General features: G+C 68.3%; 18 protein-coding genes and 1 pseudogene. 11 read left to right on the plus strand and 8 right to left on the minus strand.

Features of this window, described 5'->3' with window-relative positions:
* Positions 1 to 68: 68 nt before the first annotated feature.
* Positions 69 to 1430 carry an HNH endonuclease signature motif containing protein gene (locus CRM90_RS17175; protein ID WP_102808160.1) on the plus strand — a complete coding sequence of 454 codons (1362 nt, stop codon included), beginning with the start codon at positions 69 to 71 and terminating at the stop codon, positions 1428 to 1430.
* A gap of 22 nt (positions 1431 to 1452) precedes the next feature.
* Here the strand turns inward: CRM90_RS17175 and CRM90_RS17180 are convergent, their stop codons facing one another.
* Positions 1453 to 2274, minus strand: coding sequence for an SAM-dependent methyltransferase (locus CRM90_RS17180; protein ID WP_102808161.1), 822 nt, complete (start codon positions 2272 to 2274; stop codon positions 1453 to 1455).
* A 49-nt stretch (positions 2275 to 2323) separates the two neighbouring features.
* Positions 2324 to 3116 (minus strand): annotated as a pseudogene (locus CRM90_RS17185) (helix-turn-helix domain-containing protein).
* 130 nt (positions 3117 to 3246) lie between these two features.
* On the opposite strand from CRM90_RS17185, the gene CRM90_RS17190 reads away from it, so the two are divergent.
* The 3 genes from CRM90_RS17190 to CRM90_RS17200 all read left to right on the plus strand — a co-directional run bounded on the left by CRM90_RS17190 (position 3247) and on the right by CRM90_RS17200 (position 5599).
* Positions 3247 to 3945 carry a YciI family protein gene (locus CRM90_RS17190; RefSeq protein ID WP_102808162.1) on the plus strand — a complete coding sequence of 233 codons (699 nt, stop codon included), beginning with the start codon at positions 3247 to 3249 and terminating at the stop codon, positions 3943 to 3945.
* Positions 3946 to 5166, plus strand: coding sequence for an RNA polymerase sigma factor (locus CRM90_RS17195; RefSeq protein WP_102808163.1), 1221 nt, complete (start codon positions 3946 to 3948; stop codon positions 5164 to 5166).
* Positions 5167 to 5317: 151 nt separating this feature from the next.
* A complete protein-coding gene (locus CRM90_RS17200) occupies positions 5318 to 5599 on the plus strand; it encodes a hypothetical protein (protein ID WP_142391389.1) in 282 nt (93 codons plus the stop codon).
* On the opposite strand, the gene CRM90_RS17205 is transcribed toward CRM90_RS17200, so the two are convergent.
* Positions 5562 to 6194, minus strand: coding sequence for a TetR/AcrR family transcriptional regulator (locus CRM90_RS17205; RefSeq protein WP_102808165.1), 633 nt, complete (start codon positions 6192 to 6194; stop codon positions 5562 to 5564). The two genes, CRM90_RS17200 and CRM90_RS17205, sit on opposite strands and share 38 nt — an antisense overlap.
* 62 nt (positions 6195 to 6256) lie before the next feature.
* On the minus strand, positions 6257 to 7495 hold the full coding sequence (locus tag CRM90_RS17210; protein WP_102808166.1) for a cytochrome P450: 1239 nt from the start codon (positions 7493 to 7495) through the stop codon (positions 6257 to 6259).
* A gap of 87 nt (positions 7496 to 7582) precedes the next feature.
* Here CRM90_RS17210 and CRM90_RS17215 point away from each other — a divergent pair, with 87 nt between their 5' ends.
* Both CRM90_RS17215 and purD read left to right on the plus strand, forming a co-directional pair.
* Positions 7583 to 9121, plus strand: coding sequence for an acyl-CoA carboxylase subunit beta (locus CRM90_RS17215; protein ID WP_102808167.1), 1539 nt, complete (start codon positions 7583 to 7585; stop codon positions 9119 to 9121).
* Positions 9122 to 9148: 27 nt separating this feature from the next.
* A complete protein-coding gene (gene purD, locus CRM90_RS17220; RefSeq protein ID WP_102808168.1) occupies positions 9149 to 10420 on the plus strand; it encodes a phosphoribosylamine--glycine ligase in 1272 nt (423 codons plus the stop codon).
* Here the strand turns inward: purD and CRM90_RS17225 are convergent.
* Both CRM90_RS17225 and CRM90_RS17230 read right to left on the minus strand, forming a co-directional pair.
* Positions 10407 to 11678 (minus strand): cytochrome P450, encoded by a 1272-nt coding sequence (locus CRM90_RS17225; protein ID WP_102808169.1) that lies wholly within the window; start codon positions 11676 to 11678, stop codon positions 10407 to 10409. The genes purD and CRM90_RS17225 overlap by 14 nt on opposite strands.
* A gap of 152 nt (positions 11679 to 11830) precedes the next feature.
* Entirely contained in the window at positions 11831 to 12739 is a 909-nt protein-coding gene (locus tag CRM90_RS17230; RefSeq protein ID WP_102808170.1) for an alpha/beta hydrolase, read from the minus strand.
* A gap of 104 nt (positions 12740 to 12843) precedes the next feature.
* On the opposite strand from CRM90_RS17230, the gene CRM90_RS17235 reads away from it, so the two are divergent.
* Both CRM90_RS17235 and CRM90_RS17240 read left to right on the plus strand, forming a co-directional pair.
* Positions 12844 to 13473, plus strand: a complete 630-nt coding sequence (locus CRM90_RS17235) for a TetR/AcrR family transcriptional regulator (RefSeq protein WP_199189936.1) — start codon at positions 12844 to 12846, stop codon at positions 13471 to 13473.
* Positions 13474 to 13491: 18 nt separating this feature from the next.
* The gene (locus CRM90_RS17240; protein ID WP_102808171.1) at positions 13492 to 14490 is read left to right on the plus strand and encodes an SDR family NAD(P)-dependent oxidoreductase; all 999 of its coding nucleotides are present in this window, start codon (positions 13492 to 13494) and stop codon (positions 14488 to 14490) included.
* A 20-nt stretch (positions 14491 to 14510) separates the two neighbouring features.
* Here CRM90_RS17240 and relZ read toward each other — a convergent pair whose 3' ends face one another.
* The gene (relZ, locus tag CRM90_RS17245) at positions 14511 to 16229 is read right to left on the minus strand and encodes a bifunctional ribonuclease/(p)ppGpp synthase (protein ID WP_102808172.1); all 1719 of its coding nucleotides are present in this window, start codon (positions 16227 to 16229) and stop codon (positions 14511 to 14513) included.
* A 40-nt stretch (positions 16230 to 16269) separates the two neighbouring features.
* Here relZ and purB point away from each other — a divergent pair, with 40 nt between their 5' ends.
* From purB to CRM90_RS17260, 3 genes are read left to right on the plus strand one after another with little or no spacing between them, the layout of a single operon-like run.
* Positions 16270 to 17688: an adenylosuccinate lyase gene (gene purB / locus CRM90_RS17250; protein ID WP_102808173.1), complete on the plus strand. Its 1419-nt coding sequence runs from the start codon at positions 16270 to 16272 to the stop codon at positions 17686 to 17688.
* 4 nt (positions 17689 to 17692) lie between these two features.
* Positions 17693 to 18919, plus strand: coding sequence for a cytochrome P450 (locus CRM90_RS17255; protein ID WP_102808174.1), 1227 nt, complete (start codon positions 17693 to 17695; stop codon positions 18917 to 18919).
* 1 nt (position 18920) lies between these two features.
* A complete protein-coding gene (locus CRM90_RS17260) occupies positions 18921 to 19862 on the plus strand; it encodes a tellurite resistance/C4-dicarboxylate transporter family protein (protein WP_102808175.1) in 942 nt (313 codons plus the stop codon).
* Here CRM90_RS17260 and CRM90_RS17265 read toward each other — a convergent pair.
* Positions 19830 to 20651, minus strand: coding sequence for a mycofactocin-coupled SDR family oxidoreductase (locus CRM90_RS17265; protein ID WP_102808176.1), 822 nt, complete (start codon positions 20649 to 20651; stop codon positions 19830 to 19832). The genes CRM90_RS17260 and CRM90_RS17265 overlap by 33 nt on opposite strands.
* Positions 20652 to 20659 lie beyond the last annotated feature (8 nt).

Raw genomic sequence — 20659 nt, forward strand, 5'->3', positions numbered from 1 at the left:
CCGAAAATAGCCTCTGAACAGCAAAAAGCGCCCACTAGAACACTAGGAGCGCCACTAGTGTTCGAGTCATGAGCTCGATCGATGCGACGCTGGAGGCGCTCGACGATGCGGTCGCGGCCCTGGCTGGAGTCGATCTCGATGTGCTTGATCCGCCGCAGCGGTTTGTGGTGTTGGAGCGGCTGGAGTCCGCGCGGCGTCGGCAGGTGGCTGTGGCGCATGCGGTGGTCACCCGGTTGGAGCAGTTCGAGGGCTGCCCGCCGGTGCCGATCACACTGGCCGATGTGTTGCGGATCAGCCCGCGCGAGGCGAGACGGCGGATCCGGGATGCCGAGCAGGTGGCGCCTCGCCGGGCGTTGACCGGGGAACCGCTGGCTGCGGTCTTGCCGGAAACGTCGAAGGCCTGGCATTGCGGTGAGTTGGATGGTGAACATCTGCGGGTGATCCAGAAGTTCTTCCGCGAGCTACCCGAGCATGTGCCGCCGATCGAGCGGGCGAAAGCTGAACGCTCCCTGGCAAACAAGGCGCGGGTGCTGCGACCCGATCAGTTGGAGAAGGTCGCCCACCGGCTGGCGCTGCACCTGAATCCCGACGGGACATTCTCTGATGAGGACCGGGCTCGCAAGCGCGGATTCGTGTGGTGCGGTGGGCAGGGTGTCGATGGAATGAGTGTGGGGCGGCTGGTCGCCGACCCGGAGCTACGGTCGCTCGTCGATGCCTGGATGGCGAAGTTCGCCGCACCGGGTATGTGCAACCCCGCCGAGGAAAGTCCTACGACGACTCCGAGCGAGGAGGTCGCTGAACGGGATGCCCGCAGTTTCGCCCAGCGTCAGCATGATGCGCTCAAGGCGTTGGTGCGCGGACAGCTCGGTGATCCGAAATTCGGTCAGCACAACGGCTTACCCGTCACGGTGATTGCGACGGCAACGGTGCAGGACCTCCAAACGCAGGCCGGGCACGCGGTCACCGCGAGCGGAACACTGCTGCCGATCCCGGACCTGATCCGGATGAGCGCGCACGCCTACCACTACCTGGCACTGTTCGACGGTGTGGATGGCCGCGCGCTGTGGCTGGGCCGCACCAAACGGATTGCCTCGGCTGATCAGCGAATCATGTTGCACTCCAAGTACCTCGGCTGTACCCGGCCGGGTTGCGACGCGCCCGGCTATCACAGCGGAGTGCACCACGCGGCGCAAGACTGGAAGAACGGCGGCACCACCGACGTCGACGACCTCACCTTGGCCTGCCCACCGGATAACCAACTCGTAGAAACCGGTGGCTGGACCACCCGGCAACTCCCCGACGGCAGCACCGAATGGATCCCGCCACCCGATCTCCCCATGCTGCGGGGCGGTGTCAACGACTACCACCACCCGGAACGACTACTGGGCGACGACAGTGACCCGCCGTCGGATGAAGCAGGTGCGGCCTGAGAATTCGTGGACGCCTCGGCAATCAGCCCGGCTTGGACGCGACGACAAAGTAGCCACGTGGCACGTCTGGCTCGCCGGCCGGCGTGACCGGCGCGTACCAACGGCCCCAGCGGTTGCCGGGTTCGGCGACATCGGTCACCGTCGCCGACCATCCGGGTACCAACTGCGCGGGGTCGTCGGTGCCGAACAACCACGGAGCTCCGTTGTCCGCCATGGACTTCAGCAGCTCAGCCATGAACGGAGCGTTCAGCAGCGACTTGCCCACGACGTCGTAGCAGAGCACTGATCCCGGAGCCGACGCGGCGTCGATGCGCGCGAAGAGCCGATGCACGGCGTGTTCATCGAGGTACTGCAGCAGGCCCTCGATCAGCCACGCCGTCGGGGTGGTGGCGTCGAAACCCGCCGAGCACAGTGCCGTCGGCCAGTCATCGACGAGGTCCACCCCGATCGGCACACGCGCGCACTGCGGGGTGTCGTCGGCGAGTAGCGCGTCCTTCGCGGTCATCACCGACGGCTGGTCCAGTTCGAACACTGAGGTGCCCGTCGGCCACCTCAGCCGGTAAGCCCGGGCATCCATACCAGCTGCCACCAGAACGATCTGCCGGCAGGACGAGGCCGCCTCGAGCAGCGCGTCGTCCCAGAATCGGGTGCGCACCACGATCTGCAGGGTGGTCCGTTCGCCGGAGGTGGCCAGTGCCGCATCAAGGATCCGGTAGCCGGCCTCACCGGCGAGCTTGTCGGCGAACGGATCGGAGAAGAGCCGATCGCCGCGCACCGATTCGCGGGCGCGGATCGCGGCCACCAGCAGTCCGGTGCCGGCTACCGCATCTGGTCTGGTGTCCATCTCTCGATGGTGTCAGCCGTGATGTCGGCGGGTCTTGTACTTTTGCGCCCTAGGTGACGAGGTCCAGATGGCTGGGCAGGCTCGACCGGCGACTCGGGTACTGGCTCGGGGTGATCGCGGTGAAGCTGCGAAAGTCGCGGACGAAGTGGGCCTGGTCGCAATAGCCGAGGTCGGCGGCGATCTCCGCACCCCGTTGCGTCCCGGGCATCCAGGCGACGCAATGCTGCCTGCAACCGGCGCACCCGCAGATACGTCTTGGGGCCGAGTCCCACCTCGTGGCGAAAGAGTGCGGACAGCCGCTTCGCCGACAGCGATGTCATTGCGCAGAGTTCGGCAACACCGATCGACGGATCGGTCTCGACATAGCGGAGTAGGTTGCCGAGCCGTGCGTCTCGCACATCCATCTTGTCCACGAGGAATTGCTCCAGGATCAAGAATCGCGCAGCGGCCGAGAGTGTTTCGGTGAGCCTCGCGCGCAATGCCCGTGCCGGTGCGCCCCAGAGATCCTCGATGCCGACGCACCGGTCCTGCAACTCACCCAGCGGGATCGCGAGGAACGGTCGCGCCCCGGCCGGACGGAAGTGCACCGTCATCACGGTGTGCCCCGGGTCGATCTGGGTGACGTAGGACGTGGCGCCCGCGCCGGTGATGAACGCCGCCGGAACCCGCCCGGCCGGCGCACCTACGGCGGCGAACTCCACCTGGTCGCGGTTGCCGAGTTCGATGACGAGGGTGAGCGCGCCCCGGGGCAGGGCGGTGCTGCGATGTCCTACGGCGCCGTCGTGGCACCAGTAGCCGAGGTAGTTGATGTGCTGCGACAGCGGGGGTCCCGGACGGTACAGGCGCGGGCCCCCCGATTCCACGCGTCCAGAATAGTTCGATTCGGATGTCGGATTCCGCGCGCGCCATTCGTCGTAGGGATGGAGAGTGAAACCAGCGGGGTTTCACGGCCGACGTTGGAAGGACATCGCCATGTACTACTTCGCACTGCTGCAGGTCCGTGAGCGCGATCTCACCGCAGAGGAAGCAGGCCGGGAAATGCAGGCCTACGCCGAGTTCCACGCCCGCGAGTCGGCGGCGATCCGAGAGGGAGATGCGTTGGGTCCGGCCGCCGACGCGGTCCGGATCACCGGCGGACCGGATGCGCCGGTCATCACGGACGGTCCGTACGCCGAGGGCGCCGAGGTGGCCGGCGGTTATTACCTGTTCGAGGCCGACAACCTCGACGACGCACTGCAGTTGGCCCGGCAGATCCCGGCGGCCCAGTATGGCGCGATCGAGGTGTGGCCGGTGGTGCACTGGAACGCGGTGGGGCGGCCGACGACCGATTCCGATTGGCTGGCACTGCTTCTCGAACCCGCCGATGAGGTCAATGTTCCTGGCACGCCGGAATGGGATCAGGGGCTGGCCGAGCACGCCGAGTTCGGGGCCGCGGCGGGATCGCACATCCTCGGCGGGGCGCCGCTGCATCCGCCGTCGACGGCGACGACGGTGCGTGTGCGGGACGGCGAGGTGGTGTTGACCGACGGTCCGTACGCGGAGGGCGCCGAAGTCGCCAACGGGTTCTATGTGCTGTCGGCCGCCGACCGTGACGAGGCGACGAAGGTGGCGTCGATGATCCCGGCGTCGGTCGTCGAGCTGCGCCGGCTGGCGGGAGTGTCTGGGCTGTAGATGGGTTCGCTGGACAGTGTCTTCCGGCGGGAGTGGGGTCCCGCGGCGGCTGCGCTTGCGCGGTGGTCGGGTGATCTCGACATCGCCGAGGACGCCGTCCAGGAAGCCTGCGCGGAGGCACTGCGGAGCTGGCCACGCGACGGGTTGCCGGATAATCCCGGCGCGTGGCTGGTCACCGTCGGCCGTAATCGGGCCAGGGATCGCCTACGTCGCGAATCCGTGCGCCCGGGAAAGGAATTGCTGGCTGTGCAGGGTGATGGGCGTGCCGATGACCGCGTGGTGCACGGTGTGCGTGACGACGAGCTCCGGATGATCTTCACCTGCGCGCATCCCGCCCTCGAGCGGTTGTCACAACTCGCGCTGACCCTGCGGCTGATATCGGGCCTGACTGTGCCGGAGATCGCTCGCGCGCTTCTGCTCACCGAAACAGCCGTCGGACAACGCATCACCCGCGCCAAGAGCAAGATCCGGCACGCCAACATCCCGTTGCGAGTGCCCCCGTCCGAGCTGTTGGCCGAACGCACCCCGCACGTGCTGTCATGCATCTATTCGGTGTTCACCGAGGGGTACTGGTCCACGGCCGGACCGTCCGCGATCCGGGACGAGCTGTGCGACGAAGGTGTCCGGCTGGCCGGCGAATTGTGCCTGCTGATGCCCGCCGAGCCGGATGCCCGCGCGTTGTATGCCCTTGTTCTGTTGCATGATTCGCGACGGTCGACGCGGGTCGATGCCGACGGTGCGTTGGTGCCGCTCGACGAGCAGGACCGGTCCCGGTGGGACCGCGGCCGGATCTCCCGAGGACTCGACGAGTTACGCCGTGCGCAGGGGGCGAGCGGGCCGTACCTTCCGCAGGCGGTGATCGCCGCCGCGCACGCGACTGCGCCGAATTGGGAGCAGACCGACTGGCAGACCATCTGCCGGGCGTACGACCAGCTCGTGCGGCAGACGGACTCGCCGGTGGTGCGGGCGAACCGGGCGCTCGCGATAGGCCTGCGCGACGGCCCGGATGCCGGCTTGGCGGCTCTGGAGCAGGTGGCGCACGATCCGCGGCTCGCCCGATCCGCGCTCGTGCCCACGGTGCGTGCCGACTTGTTGCGCCGAGCGGGCCGACGCGCAGAGGCGGCGCGCTGGTATCGGAACGCGATCGATGTGAACGGATCCGAACCGGGCAAGGCGTTTCTGCGCCGTCGAATTGCCGAATGCGGCGGGGCGATCGCATAACAAAGAGGTCGGTAAGACAACGGTAAGGAAACGCGCAGATCGCAAACGGTTATCGCGCCGTGTCACAAATGTGACATTTGTGCACCAGTGTTACCGAAGTGAAATCGAGCGCCGCCGGCCTCGGTGAGGGATGGGAGTGGCCGTGACCTCTATGACTTCTATGACGATGTACGACCAGTCATGGACGGCCCCGACCATGTTGAGCCTGTGGACGGAGCCGCTGACCAAGCGCGGCAAGGTCGTTCGTCAGGCATCCAAATGGGCCGGTGTCATCGACACGACCGTGACGGTGCTCTGCCCGCCGGTGGTGTCGGTGTGCGCGATCTTCGCCGCCGTGTTGTGGCCTGCGCAGGACCCGAGCGAGCTGGTCGGCCACGCGGCGACCTCCGCGCCGGTCAACGCCCTGGTGCAGGAGAGCGCACCGGCTCCCTAGCCGGCGTGAGCAATGCCGCGCCGACCCAGCGGCGCAGATACTGGCGCAAGTCGTCGCCGTGTCGCGGCGGCCGGCCCGGATCGAGCACGAACGACTGGATGATCCGCAGCAGGTGTTCACCGAGCTCGTCGAGATCACTGTCGCTGAAACCCGCTGCGCCCCAATCGACGTCGAAGCGGCGCAGCATCGAACCCGCGAACGCCAGCGCGACATCGGAAGTGACCTCGGCGCTGAACGTGCTCGAGCGTTCGGGTCCGAGCAGCAGACCCATGTGCTTGTCGTGGGGCAACCATTCCACCGCCGCGGCGATGCCTTCGGTCACCGCGTCGGCCGGGTCGGTGATGCCGGCCAGGTGATCGGCCAGCCGGTCGAGGAACCCGGTCGCGGCCGCCATGGCCGACGCCTGCAACAGCGCGTCGGTGCTGGGGAAGTAGCGGTAGACGGTCTGGCGGGTGACACCCAGCGTGCGCGCGACGTCCGCGATGCTGAGGTCGGCACCGTGTGAGTCGATGGCCTTGTTGGCTGCCGCCAGGATTCTGGCGACGGCTTCCTCGTCGGTGGCCGGCGCTGCTCCCGACCATCCGTGTGTCCGCATGTCAGCCGCCCACTGCGGAGTTCGGATAGCCCGGGTAGCCCATGACCCGGGATGTTATCGCGCTACCGGTAGTTGACCGGCAATTGCTTGACGCCGTTGAGCCAGCCCGACCGCAGCCGCTTCGGGTCGCCGAGCTTGCTGATGTCCGGGATCTGGTTGGCGATCTCGTTGAAGATCAGTTTGATCTCCATGCGCGCGAGGTTGGCGCCGATGCAGAAGTGCGCGCCGTTGCCGCCGAAACCGAGGTGGGGGTTCGGGTCGCGCAAGATGTTGAACTGGAACGGGTTGTCGAAGACTTCCTCGTCGTAGTTGGCCGAGCTGTAGAACAGGCCGGCCCGCTGACCTTTGCGGATCGTGACGCCGCCGAGTTCCACGTCGGCGGTGGCGGTGCGCTGGAAACAGTGCACCGGGGTGGCCCACCGAACGATCTCGTCGGCCGTCGTCTCCGGCCGTTCACGCTTGAAAAGCTCCCACTGGTCCGGGTTTTCGAAGAAGGCGTTCATGCCGTGGGTCATCGCGTTGCGGGTGGTCTCGTTTCCGGCCACCGCCAGCAGGATCACGAAGAACGCGAACTCCACCTCGGACAGCGACTCTCCGTCCAAGTCAGCCTCCACCAGGCGGGTGACGATGTCGTCGGCCGGGCACTGCCTGCGCTGCTCGGCCATCGAGTACGCATAGCCCATCAGCTCGGCGTTGGCCTCGATCGGATCGACGTCGTTGAAGTCCGGGTCGTCGGTGTTCATGATGCTGTTGGTCCAGTGGAACAGCTTCTGGCGATCGTCTTCCGGAACGCCCAGCAGGTCGGCGATCGCCAGCAGCGGAAGCTGCATCGCGATGTCGTCGACGAAATCGCCGGTGTCTTTCGCGGCGGCCGCGGCCACGATGTCGCGTGCGGCGTCGGCCAGCTTCTCCTCCAGCTTGGCCACCGCGCGCGGGGTGAAGAGCCGCGAGACCAGCTTGCGCAGCCGGGTGTGCTCGGGTGCGTCGTGGTTGATCAGCAGGGCTTTGGTGATCTCCACCTGGTCTGCGGTCATGTCGTCGGCGAAGCGCATGACGACGCCCTTGGCGTTGGTCGACCACAGGTCGCCGTCGCGGGAGATGTCCCGGATGTCGCGGTGCTTGGTGATCACCCAGTACCCGCCATCGTCGAAGACGGTGCTGCCGAGCGGCTGCTCGTTCCACCAGACCGGCGCGGTCTGGCGCAACTGCGCGAATTGCGCGACGGGCATGCCCGCTTCCAGCAGGTCGGGGTCGGTGAAGTCGAAGCCCGCTCCGAACGGACACACGCTGGCGGTGGTCATGGTCTACCTCGCTGTGGTTGTGATGGAGCGCACCTTTGGAACGACCATACACTGCAACGCTGAGTGTATGCCCGTTAGGTTCGATCGATGACGGATCGTCCCGACCTCGCGGAGTTGCTGCGCCGGCGCGCGCTGACCGAAGACGCGGCCCGCCCCGACGCGGTCGACCGCAGGCACGCCGCCGGCGGCCGGACCGCCCGCGAGAACATCGCCGACCTGGTGGACGCCGATTCGTTCGTCGAGTACGGGCGGTTCGCGATCGCCGCGCAGCGCCGCCGCCGCGACCTCGACGACCTGATCGCCCGCACCCCCGCCGACGGGCTGATCGCCGGCACCGCGCAGGTCAACGGCAAGCCGTGCGCCGTGTTGTCCTACGACTACACGGTGCTGGCCGGCACCCAGGGCTACGTCGGGCATCGCAAGAAGGACCGGCTCTTCGAGCTCATCGAGCGGATGCGGCTGCCCACGATCTTCTTCGCCGAGGGCGGTGGCGGCCGGCCCGGCGACACCGACGTCCCTACGGTTTCGTCGCTGGAAACCCGGGCCTTCAAACTGTGGGCGGCGCTGTCAGGGGTGGTGCCGCGCATCGCGGTCGTCAAGGGCCGCTGCTTCGCCGGCAACGCGGTGATCGCCGGCTGCTCGGATCTCATCGTGGCCACCGCCGACACCTCGATCGGTATGGGCGGTCCGGCGATGATCGCCGGCGGCGGGCTGGGTGACGTCGAACCCGACGCTGTCGGCCCGATCTCGGTGCAGGCGCCCAACGGTGTCGTCGATGTCGTCGTCGCCGACGAGGCCCAAGCCGTCGCCGTGGCCAAGCAGCTCCTCGGCTATTTCCAGGGCGTCACCGAGCCCGGCGCCGTCGCCGACCAAAACGCTTTGCGCACAGTCATTCCCGAACGTGCCCGGCGTGCCTATCCGATCAAGCCGGTCATCGAGACCATCGCCGACCAAGGCTCCGTGACGTTCTTGCGGGAGAAGTTCGCCGCCGAGATGGTCACCGCGCTGGCCCGCATCGACGGCCGCCCCGTCGGTGTGATCGCCAACAACACGATGGTGATGGCCGGGGCGATCACCGCGGCGGCGGCCGACAAGGCGGCGCGCTTCCTACAACTGTGCGACACATTCGGCCTACCGGTCGTCTCGCTGATCGACTGCCCCGGTTACATGGTCGGCCCGGCCGCCGAGGCCGAGGCGCTGGTGCGGCGGGCGTCGCGGATGCTGGTCGCCGGCGCGGCACTGCGGGTGCCGTTGGTGGCCGTCGTGCTGCGCCGCGGCTACGGGCTGGGCGCTCAGGCGATGACCGGCGGCAGCCTGCACGAGCCGCTGCTGACCGTGGCCTGGTCAGGTGCGCACCTCGGGCCGATGGGTCTGGAGGGCGCGGTCCGCCTAGGCATGCGCAAGGAACTGGAGGCCATCTCCGACAACGCCGAGCGGGAACAGCGGGTCGCCGACGCCACCGCTGCGATGGAAGAGAACGCCAGAGCGCTCAACGCCGCGCAGATCTTCGAGGTCGACGACGTCATCGACCCGGCGGAGACCCGCGGCCTGATCGTCGCGACACTGGCCGCCGCCGCGGCGCGCGGTGAACTCCCGCCACCGAGGCGATTCGTCGACACCTGGTAGCGAAGTGGGGCGATAGGGTGTGAACCTGTGCGCGTCCTCGTGATCGGATCCGGTGCCCGCGAACACGCCCTGTTGTTGGGCCTGCGCAGAGATCCGCAAATCGACTTTCTGGCCGTCGCCCCCGGCAATGCCGGCACGTCGGCGCTGGCCGAGCAGCACGAGGTGGACGTTACCTCCGCCGAAGCCGTCACCGCGCTGGCCCGCAAGCTCGAGGTGGACCTGGTGATCATCGGCCCCGAGGTGCCGCTGGTGCTCGGCGTCGCCGACGCGGTGCGCGCCGCGGGGATCGCCTGCTTCGGCCCGTCGAAGGACGCCGCCCGGATCGAAGGCTCCAAGGCGTTCGCCAAAGACGTGATGGCGGCCGCCGGTGTCCGTACCGCGGGCAGCGAGACCGTCGACAACCCGGCGCACCTCGATGCCGCCCTGGATCGCTTCGGTCCAGCCGCGGGCCAACCCGCCTGGGTGGTCAAGGACGACGGGCTGGCCGCGGGCAAGGGTGTGGTGGTCACCGACGATCGCGATGTGGCCCGTGCGCACGCCGCGTCGCTGCTCGACTCGGGGCACCCGGTGCTGTTGGAGGCCTTCCTCGACGGACCCGAGGTGTCGCTGTTCTGTCTGGTCGACGGCGCGACCGTGGTTCCGCTGCTGCCCGCCCAGGACTTCAAGCGGGTCGGGGACAATGACGCCGGGCCCAATACCGGTGGGATGGGCGCGTATTCGCCGCTGCCGTGGCTGCCTGCCGACGTGCTGTCGGCGATCGTCAGCGGCGTTGTCGAACCCGTCGCCGCCGAACTGGTTCGCCGCGGCTGCCCGTTCTCGGGGCTGCTGTATGCGGGGCTCGCGATCACCTCGACCGGGCCCGCCGTCATCGAATTCAATTGCCGCTTCGGCGATCCCGAGACCCAAGCGGTGTTGGCGCTGCTGGAATCCCCGCTGGGGCAGCTGCTGCATTCCACCGCGACCGGGACACTGGCTGACGCAGGCCCGCTCGAGTGGCGCGACGGATACGCCGTCACCGTGGTGGTGGCCGCCGAGAACTACCCCGGCCGCCCTCGGGTCGGAGATGTCATCACCGGGTCGGAGGCCGACGGCGTCCTGCATGCTGGCACCGCCCGGCGCGACGACGGCGCAGTCGTGTCCTCCGGCGGCCGGGTGCTCTCGATCGTCGGCACCGGAGCCGACCTGGTCGCCGCCCGCGAAGAGGCCTACCGGATCGTCTCCTCGATTCGATTGCCGGGCAGCCACTTCCGCAGTGACATCGCGCTGGCGGCCGCCGAGGGCCGCATCACACTAGCTTGACCGGCAGCCGCTTCACTCCGTGAATCACATTGCTGTGCAAGTACTCCGGCTCGCCTACCTGTACCTCGGGTAGCCGGGTGAGGAGCTGGTGGAACAGCTGCCGCAGCTCGGTCCTGGCGAGGTTGGCGCCAAGGCAGAAGTGCGGCCCGCCGCCACCGAAACCGAAGTGCGGGTTCGGTGATCGGGTGATGTCGAATTCGCCTGCCCGGTCGAACACCGCGTCGTCGCGGTTGGCCGAACAATAGAACAGCGCGACTTTCTCCCCGGCCTTGATCGGGGTGCCGGCCAGTTCGGTATCGGCGGTGGCATGGCGGGCGAAGTTCAGCACCGGGGTGGCCCAGCGGATGAACTCCTCGACCGCTGGGGCGATGCGAGTGTCGAAATCCTCCATCAGCCAAGCCTTTTGGCTGGGGTTGTCGGCCAGCGCCTTGAACGCATGCGAGGTGGTCTGCTTGGTGGTGTCGTTGCCAGCGGAGGCCAGCAGCACCATGAACGACCCGATCTGGACGTCGGTGAGCTGGTGGCCGTCGACCTCGGCGTTGACGATGTCGGTCATCAGGTCGTCGTGTGGCTCGCGACGGCGCAGCTGAGCCAGCTCGATTCCCGAACTCGTGAGGATCCCGATCTGGGTCAGCGCGTGCGTCGCGCGTTCTTCGAATGAGACGTAGTCGTCATCGGTTGCGCTGAACAGGCTTTCGGCCGCGTAGGCCACCGCGTGCTGATCTTGCGGAGCGATGCCGATCATGTCCGACACCGTGCGCATCGGGAGCTTGGCCGAGCATTCGGCGACGAAGTCGATCTCGTCGCCGTCGCGCAGCCGTTCGATCAACCGGTCGACGATGTCGGCGGCGTTGGCCTGGATCTGGGCCTCGATGCGGCGAACCTGCTTGGGGGTGAACGTCGCACTGATCAGCCGCCGGTACAGGGTGTGCTCCGGCGGATCCATGGCCAGGAAGAAGCTGGTGGCCTGCTGGATCTCGGCGGGAAGCGGGTCGACGCTCATGCCCAGCGCCGAGCTGAAGATGTCGGTGTGCTGGCTGACGTACTTGATGTCGGCGTGGCGGGTGACCGCCCAGTACCCGGTCTCGGAATGGGGGAAGACCGAGGACACCGGCGCATGCCAGGACAGCCCGTCGGCGGCCCTCAGCTGCGCGAACGTCCGGTCCCGGGTGGCGAAGTCGGCGGTCCAGAAGTCCGGCGCCGAGATGTCGAGCGGGTGGTACGGCCGTGGGGAGAGCAGGGGGCTTGCGACGGTCATGGTCTCCTCGCCGGGCTGTCGAGAGGCTTATCGAATGGTTGACAGTAACTGCGACTGTAGACAATTCCACAACGAGAGACAATCGCCGTCGAGACGGCACACAGATCCACAAATTGGCGCAGCAGCCGCTCTCAGTGCGACCTCAACGTGGTTTAAGCCGTGAGTAGCGGCGCCATCCACGCGATTTCGCCGGGCAGCTGCGAACTCCAGTAACCGCCGTCGTGGCCGCCGGGCGAGAATCCGCCGGCCGGCGGGGTGGGCAGCTGGGCGATGAACTGCTTGGTTGCTGAATAGAACGGGTCGCTGTTGCCGCAGTCGATCCGGATCGGGATCGACGCCAGCGCAGGCAGGCCGAACACGGTGTTGGCGGCAAAGTCGTCGGGGCCGTCGAAGGCACCGGGTGCCGCCGCGCCCGATGACAGCCACAGCGCCGGGCTGACCGCGGTGATCGCCGCGGTGCGGGCCGGTCCGAGGCGCGCCCCGAGCAGCAGGGCTCCGTAACCGCCCATCGACCAGCCCAGGAACGCCACCCGAGAGGTGTCCAGGCCCTGGCTGCTGAGCATCGGGATCAGCTCGTCGAGCACCATTTTCCCGGAGTCCTCACCCGAGGCCCGCTGATGCCAGTAGCTGCCCCCACCGTCGACCGCGACCACCGCGAACGGCGGCAGTCCGGCCGCAACCGCTTGCGCCAGGCCCTGTTCGACGCCGCCCGCCATCACGCCGGCCGCGTCCTGACCCTTGCCGTGCAGCGCGATGACCGGCCGCAACGGCGCGGTCTGGCCGGGCGGGCGGGCGATGGCCCAGTTGGTGTTGACCCCGCCGCGCGCGGCCGAGACGAACGAGCCGGTGACCATCGTGGGGGCGGCGCCCGCTGCGGGAGGCTCCAGCGGGGCGGGTGGTGCCAGGGGAGCGCCGACGCCGGTCATCGCGACGTCCGGTCCCGCGAGCTGAGTCGCGGAATCCAGGGCACGGCCGGCGGCGAAGGCGCCCGCGGCACCTGCAACGGCTCCGGCGCCGAGTCGCAGAACCGCGCGACGGCTCAGGTTCGCCATGCGGGCCATCTTGCCATCGCGCCGGGGGCGTGGGCGATCGAGCCTAGCGCCACCTCGGTGCCAGGTTAATGATTCGGTGAAAGAGCGATGTCCAGTTGATGCTGCTGGCAGCATTGCTGAACGTGACGGCAGCGATGACGCCCAAGGGTGAGCGGCGACGGTATGCGCTGATCAGCGCTGCCGCCGAGCTGCTTCGCGAAGGCGGATTCGAAGCGGTGCGCCATCGTTCGGTGGCGCGTCGTGCAGGGTTGCCGCTGGCGTCCACCACCTACTACTTCTCCTCGCTCGACGACCTCGTACTCAAGGCCGTCGAGTACATCTGCGCGGTGGAAACCGCCCAATTGCGGGCCCGGGTGGACGCGCTACCGCGTCGGCGGCGCGGCGCCGAGGCGATTGCCGACGTATTGGTGGACCTGCTGGTCGGCGATCCCGACGGGGAGGCCAGCAGCGAAGAATTGATCTCGCGGTACGAGCGCTACATCGCCTGCGCCCGGCAGCCCGAGCTGCGGGAGATCCAGCACCGGCTGGCCCGGCAGCGGGTCGACGCCGTGGTGTCGGCCATGGCGCGCTCGGGCCGCAACGCACGGACCGACCTGGTGACGGCTCTGGTCAACGCCGTCGACGGCTCGGTGGTCTCGGCTCTGGTCAGCGACGGCGACGGTCCGCGAGAGGTGGCCAGGGCCACCGTGATGGACGTGATCGACGTGTTGGTCCCGATCGACGAGCGCACTGTGCGGGTCTGAGCGATTACGTTCGAAGACATGGATCTTTCCGGGCTCGCCCGGCCGGCTACGGAACTGCTCGACGGCGTGATGGACCGGGCGCTGATCGTGGGCTACAGCAAAATCGGCTCGGGGCTGCGCAGGCGTTGGTGGGCCGCCGACGCCGACCCGCAGGCTCTGCTGGGTAAACGGGTGGTGATCGCGGGCGCGACGGCTGGGATCGGCCTGGCGATGGCGCACTCGTTCGCCGCGCTGGGTGCGACCGTCCATCTGCTGGGCCGCAACCCCGAGAAGGTGGAGACATCGTGCGCCGCGATCCGGGAATCGGTGCCCGGCGCCCACGTGGTGGGGGAGGTGTGCGACGTCTCGGACCTCGATGCGGTGCGGGACTGGACAACCGATTTCGCCAACCGGGTCCCTGCGCTCAACGGCCTGGTCCACAACGCCGGCCTGATGCCCAAGGAGCGCGTCCTCACCCCGCAGGGTCATGAGGTGCAGCTGGCGACGCATGTGCTGGGTCCCCATCTGATGACCGAGCGGCTGCTCCCGCTGCTGCGGGCGGCAGGCGGGGCGTCGGTGGTGTGGGTGTCCTCGGGCGGCATGTACGGCTCACCGCTGGTGGTCGACGATCTGGAGTTCCGGCGCGGCTACAACGGGGTGCGGGCGTACGCGCGGACCAAGAAGATGCAAGTGGTGCTGGCCGACTCGTGGGCACGCCGGCTGGCCGGCACCGACATCCGGGTGGAGAGCATGCATCCCGGCTGGGTGGACACCCCCGGCGTGGCCGAGTACCTGCCGCGGTTTCGGGTCCTCACCCGGCCGCTGCTGCGGGACGTGGCCGACGGCGCCGACACCGCGGTCTGGCTGGTCGCCACCCGGCCGGAGTCCACGCCCGGGCATTTCTGGCACGACCGCCGGCAGCGGCCGACCACGTTCGGCTGGCAACGCCATGAAAATCCGGCCAAGGTGCGGCGCCTGCTGGAACAGGTCAGCCGGCTGACCGGGACGTCGGACGAGTGGACCGGCCTGCGGGCGTGAGCATTACGTCGCCCCCCTTGTCAGCTCGGCGGGCCCTGCAACCGCACGAGCCGGTTCTGCAGCAGCGCCACCCGATGCGCGTTGCCCGGCAGGCCGACGTAGCGGTCGGCGAACGTGGCCAGTAGTGCGTCGTCCAAGCGTCGCACCGCACCCGCCGGGAAGCGGTAGTCCATCTTCTTGTTGACGGCATCGGTGTCGACATTGGTCAACAGCTCCTCGAGGGCGTCGAGGGTGAGGATGCCCAGGTCGACGAGCAGCGCCGCCATCCAGCCGTAATGCTCGGTCCGCGACCAGCCCGCTTCGGGGAAGCGGTGCCCCAGGTAGGTGGCCAGCACCGGCGTCGCGATACCCGCCTCCGCGGTGTCCGGGCTGCGCACTTCGGCCATGGATGTGCGCAATCGGTCACGGATCTCGGTGAACTCGCGGTCGGCCAACTCGAGCAGGCCCGCGGCCAGGGTGAACCGGCGGTCGAGCTCCGCGGCGTCCTGCTCGGGGACCGTTCCCTTGTACCGGATGTCGTGTTCGAACTCCGCCCACGCGTGCTGCAGGACGGTGCGTATCTGGACCGAGGCCGGCTGCGTCTCAGCGTCATTGGCGATCAGCATGTGCCTGCTGGCATACCCCCAGCGGCCCTCGCGAGCCGTCACCTGCCCCATGTCGAGGTCGGTCAACACGTCGAATTCCTCGGCCAACAGGGTGCCGACGGCGGTGACGTCCTCGCGCAGGTAGGTGATCACCCGCAGGCCGACCTGGTCGGTGATCTGCGCGGACGGATCCGTGTAGAGCCGCTGGCCGTTGCTGCTGCGATCGGCCTTGGCCGCGAACGACGCGACGCTCTTGGTGCGGGCCGTCACGCTGAGGTAGTTGATGCCCGCGTCGTCGAGCAGACGCGTGACCAGCGCCAGGTAATTCTCGGTGGTGGCGACCAAAGCAGGCCGACGCTCGGCGTACCGGGCGACGGCGTCACCGACCACACCGGGCATGGGTTCCGGCGGCGTGGGCGTCAGATCCGACGGCAGTGTCGGCGTGACGATGTAGCCGGTGGCGAAGTCGCCGTAGATGGTCACCGAACCCGGCCGCGCAGTGGCGTACAACCCGACGTAGGCGCACACCACCGCATCGATCGGATCCTCTGCGCGGCGCAAATCGCTTTTGCGCTGGGCGTTCTCGACGGTCGCACGCATGGCGATCCAGTCCGGGTGATCGCCGACCCGCAGTGGCACCGTGGCATGGGCGAGTCGCTCGATCTCGTCCATCAGCCGCAGCAGCTCGGTGCGCAGTTGGGGCAGGCTGCGGCCCTGCTTCTGCTTGTACTTCAGCGTGCGGCCCAGCCGGAACAGCACCACCGTGGCCGGATGCGGATAGACCTCGATGGCCCGCCGCGACGCCCGGGAGTGCGGGTCCATGTCCAGGCCGAGGGTTTCGGCGATCCGCGCGCCCCGCGGCGTTCCGGCGAATTCCGGCTTCTTTTTGTTCGCGGGGTGCGCGCCGGCCTCGAACTTGGCGAAGTCGCGGTTCAGGTCCGTTTCGCAGCCCCGCTGGCCCGTCTCGTTGGTGACGATGAGTGGGGCGTCGATGGCGACCAGGCAGGGTCCGTCGACGAACGGGCCGACCTCCTCGAGGATGCTCGAATCGTCTTGCGCGCTAGCGATATGGACGAGCCGTCCGTCGTCGTCGAGCGCGGCGACGCCCGTCGGCTTGCGTTCACCCCAGGCGAGATCCAGGCCGACAAAGTGCATCCGTCTACCTTGCCGTACCAGGGCCGTAAGCTGTGGGCTTGTGACAATCCCCAATGTGCTGGCCGGCCGCTACGCCAGCGCGGACATGGTCGCGATCTGGTCGCCCGAAGCCAAGATCGTCGCCGAACGCCGGCTGTGGCTGGCAGTGCTGCGCGCCCAGTCCGAACTCGGCGTGGACGTGCCCTCTCGCGTGGTCGAGGACTACGAACGGGTGCTCGATCAGGTCGACCTCGCGTCGATCGCCGCGCGCGAACGGGTCACCCGCCACGACGTCAAGGCCCGCATCGAGGAATTCAATGCCCTGACCGGACACGAGCACGTGCACAAGGGCATGACCAGCCGCGACCTCACCGAGAACGTCGAGCAGCTGCAGATCCGCCGCTCGCTGGAACTCGTGCATGCCCACGGGGTGGCGGTGGTGGCACGGCTGGCCGAGCGCGCGGTGCTCTACCGCGACGTGGTCATGGCCGGCCGCAGCCACAACGTCGCCGCGCAGGCCACCACGCTGGGCAAGCGGTTCGCGTCGGCCGCCGAGGAGACCCTGATCGCTCTGGAGCGGATTCGTGAGCTGATCGACCGCTATCCGCTGCGCGGCATCAAGGGCCCGATGGGCACCGCCCAGGACATGCTCGACCTGTTCGACGGCGACGCCGTCCGGTTGGCCGAACTGGAGCGCCGGGTCGCCGAATTCCTGGGCTTCAACGCCGTCTTCACCAGCGTCGGCCAGGTTTACCCGCGGTCGCTGGACCACGATGTGGTCTCGGCGCTGGTTCAGCTGGGTGCCGGTCCGTCGTCGTTCGCGCACACCGTGCGGCTGATGGCCGGGCACGAGTTGGTCACCGAGGGCTTCGCGCCGGGGCAGGTCGGCTCGTCGGCGATGCCGCACAAGATGAACACCCGCAGCTGTGAGCGGGTCAACGGGCTGCAGGTGGTGCTGCGCGGCTACGCGTCGATGGCCGCGGAACTGGCTGGCGCGCAATGGAATGAGGGCGACGTCTTCTGCTCGGTGGTGCGCCGGGTGGCGCTGCCGGACGCGTTCTTCGCCATCGACGGGCAGATCGAGACGTTCCTGACGGTGCTCGACGAGTTCGGCGCCTATCCGGCGGTGATCCAGCGGGAACTGGATCGCTACCTGCCGTTCCTGGCCACCACCAAGGTGCTGATCGCGGCGGTGCGGGCCGGTGTGGGCCGCGAGACCGCGCACGAGGTCATCAAGGAACACGCGGTGGCCGTCGCGCTCGCGATGCGGGAGAAGGGCGCCGAACCCGACCTGCTGGATCGGTTGGCCGCCGACGAGCGGCTGCCGCTGGACCGGGCGGCGCTGGACGCCGCGCTGGCCGACAAGGCGGCGTTCACCGGGGCCGCGGGCAGTCAGGTCGACCAGGTGATCGTCGCAGTGGACCACCTGGTCAGCGACTACCCCGACGCGGCCAAGTACACCCCCGGCGCGATCCTGTAATCCAATGTTGCTGCGCGACATCGACTTCACCGACCTCGATAACTTCGCCGAGGGTTTCCCGCACCACTTGTTCGCGATCCATCGCCGCGACGCGCCGGTGTACTGGCACTCGCCGACCGACAACACACCGGACGGCGAAGGGTTCTGGTCGGTGGCCACCCACCCGGAAACCCTTGCCGTGCTGCGAGATCAGGACACCTACTCGTCGGTGACCGGTGGAGACCGGCCGTTCGGCGGCACACTCCTGCAGGATCTGTCGATCGCCGGTCAGGTGCTCAACATGATGGACGACCCGCGCCACACCCGGATCCGGCGCCTGGTCAGCTCGGGCCTGACCCCGCGGATGATCGGCCGGGTCGAGGACGACCTGCGCCAACGCACCCGCGCGCTGCTGGACGCGGTCGAGCCCGGGGTGCCCTTCGATTTCCTGGTGGACGTGGCCGCCGAGTTGCCCATGCAGATGATCTGCATTCTGCTGGGAGTGCCGGAGAGCGAACGGCATTGGCTGTTCCGAGCCATCGAACCGAGCTTCGACTTCGGGGATTCCCGCAAAGGCGAAATCGGCACCATGTCGATCGAGGAGGCGGGATCGCGGATCTATGCCTACGGCTCCGAGCTGATCGCGAAGAAGCGCGCCGAGCCCGGTGACGACATGCTCTCGGTGGTGGCCAACGCCACCGTTGACGACCCGGATGCGCCGTCGCTCAGCGACATCGAGCTGTACCTGTTCTTCAACCTGTTGTTCAGCGCGGGTGCGGAGACCACGCGCAACGCGGTCGCCGGCGGCCTGCTGGCGTTGGCTGCGCACCCTGATCAACGCCGGCGGCTGAAGGACGATCTCGAACTGTTGCCGACCGCGGTGGAGGAGATCGTCCGGTGGACCTCTCCGTCACCGTCCAAGCGGCGCACCGCAACCCGGGACACCGAGCTCGGCGGGTGCTCGATCCGGGCGGGTGACAAGGTGCTGGTGTGGGAGGGTTCGGCCAACCGCGACGGCGCCGTGTTCGACGACCCCGACTCCTTCGACGTGGGCCGTAAACGCAACCCGCACCTGGGGTTCGGCCAGGGTGTGCACTACTGCCTGGGCGCCAACCTGGCCCGGCTGGAGCTGCGGGTGCTCTACGAGGAACTCCTGACCCGCTTCGCCGAGATCCAAGTGGTCAAGCCGGTCGAATGGGCCCGCAGTAATCGGCACACCGGCATTCGGCATCTCTTCGTCGAGCTCGGCTGACATGCGGCCACCGCCCGACGTGTTCGCGGCGGTGATGGCCACCGGCATCGTGTCGATAGCTGCCGCCGACCACGGCCACCGCTGGATCAGCCTGGCGCTGGCAGTGATCGCCGCGGTTGCATTGCCGGTACTCGTCGTGGCGTGCGCGCTCATCTGGCGGCGGTCGGCACCGGACTTCGGCGACCCGGACGTGCTGCTGCGGCTGTTCACCTACGTCGCGGCGTGTGCGGTGCTCGGCGCGCGCCTGGTCGAATACCGCGCTGTGCTGTGGATCCTGGCCGGTCTGGCCTTGCAGTTCTGGCTCACGCTGACGCCGCTGGTGGTACGGCGGATGTGGCGGATTCGCTGGCTCGGGTTGCGCGACCGTTCGCATGGTGCGTGGGAACTGGCCAGTGTGGCCACCTCGGGGCTGGCCATCCTGTCCGCGGATCTGAAGTGGCTGTTCGGTGCGCTGTTGTTCTGGGTGCTGGCGCTGCTGGCGTACGCCGCGATGACGGCGCTGATTCTCTGGCGGGCCTTCCACGAGCGGCTGGACCCCGGCGGGTTCGAGCCTGACGGCTGGATCCTGATGGGCGGCCTGGCGATCGCTACCCTCGCCGGTGATCGGATCCACCGCATCTGGACCTCGGAGGTGGTCGTGACGACCACCGTGGTCACCTGGGCGCTTGCGACGCTGTGGATTCCGGTGCTGGCCTACTTCGGGATCCGGCGCTTGACTCTTCCCGGTGCGTGGGGGTTCCGGGGGGTGTGGTGGGCGATGGTGTTCCCGCTGGGCATGTACTCGGTGGCGACGTTCGCGATGGCCGCCGAAACGGGGTGGCGCGGACTGCACACCGTCTCGCTGGTGTTCTTCTGGGTCGCGTTGGCCGCGTGGGTCATTCTGACCGCGGGCGGGCTGCGCTACCTCCGGTCACATCACCGCGTGACCGGCATCGACCGGTAGCGCGACGCCGGTGATGTAGCGAGCCTTGGGGCCGGCCAGGAAGACCACCACATTGGTGACGTCCTCGGCTTCGACGAACGGGACCGGCAGCAGATTGGCCGAGAGCGCGGCGCCGTTGGGGTTCTCCTGGAACGTCTTGAGCGTGTGGTCGTTGAGGATCATCGGGGTGCCGACCCCGCTGGGGTGCACGGTGTTGACCCGGATGTTGTGTTGGGCATAGGCATTGGCCGCGGAGCGCATCAATCCGACGACGCCGTGCTTGGCCGCGGCATAGGCGAACATCGCCGCGCTGCCGTCGCCGCCCTTGCCGACCAGGCCCTGCGCCGAGCTCGTCAAGATGATCGAGCCGCCGCGGCCCTTGCGGATGATCGAGGGCACGGTGGCAACGATGGTGTGCCACACCCCGGTGAGGTTGGTCTCGACGATGTCGCGGTACACCTCGGTGTCCAGCGGATCCTTGCGACCGATCGCCACCACCCCGGCGTTGGCCACCACGATGTCGATCTCGCCGAGCGCGTCCACGCCGCCGCGTACCCCGGCCTGCAGTGCGTCGAGGTCGCGCACGTCGGCGACGATCGGAACGATGCGGCGGCCCTGGGCCTCCACGAGGCGGACGGTCTCGTCGAGATCTTCCTTGGTGGCCAGCGGGTAGGGGATCGAGTCGATGTCGGCGCAGCGGTCGATCGCGATGATGTCGGCGCCCTCGGCGGCCAACGCGACGGCATGGCTGCGGCCCTGGCCGCGGGCTGCGCCGGTGACTACTGCGACGGTGTCGATGAGGTCTGCCACGACGCGGA

It is taken from the genome of Mycobacterium sp. ENV421 (assembly GCF_002887815.1).
GTDB lineage: Bacteria > Actinomycetota > Actinomycetes > Mycobacteriales > Mycobacteriaceae > Mycobacterium.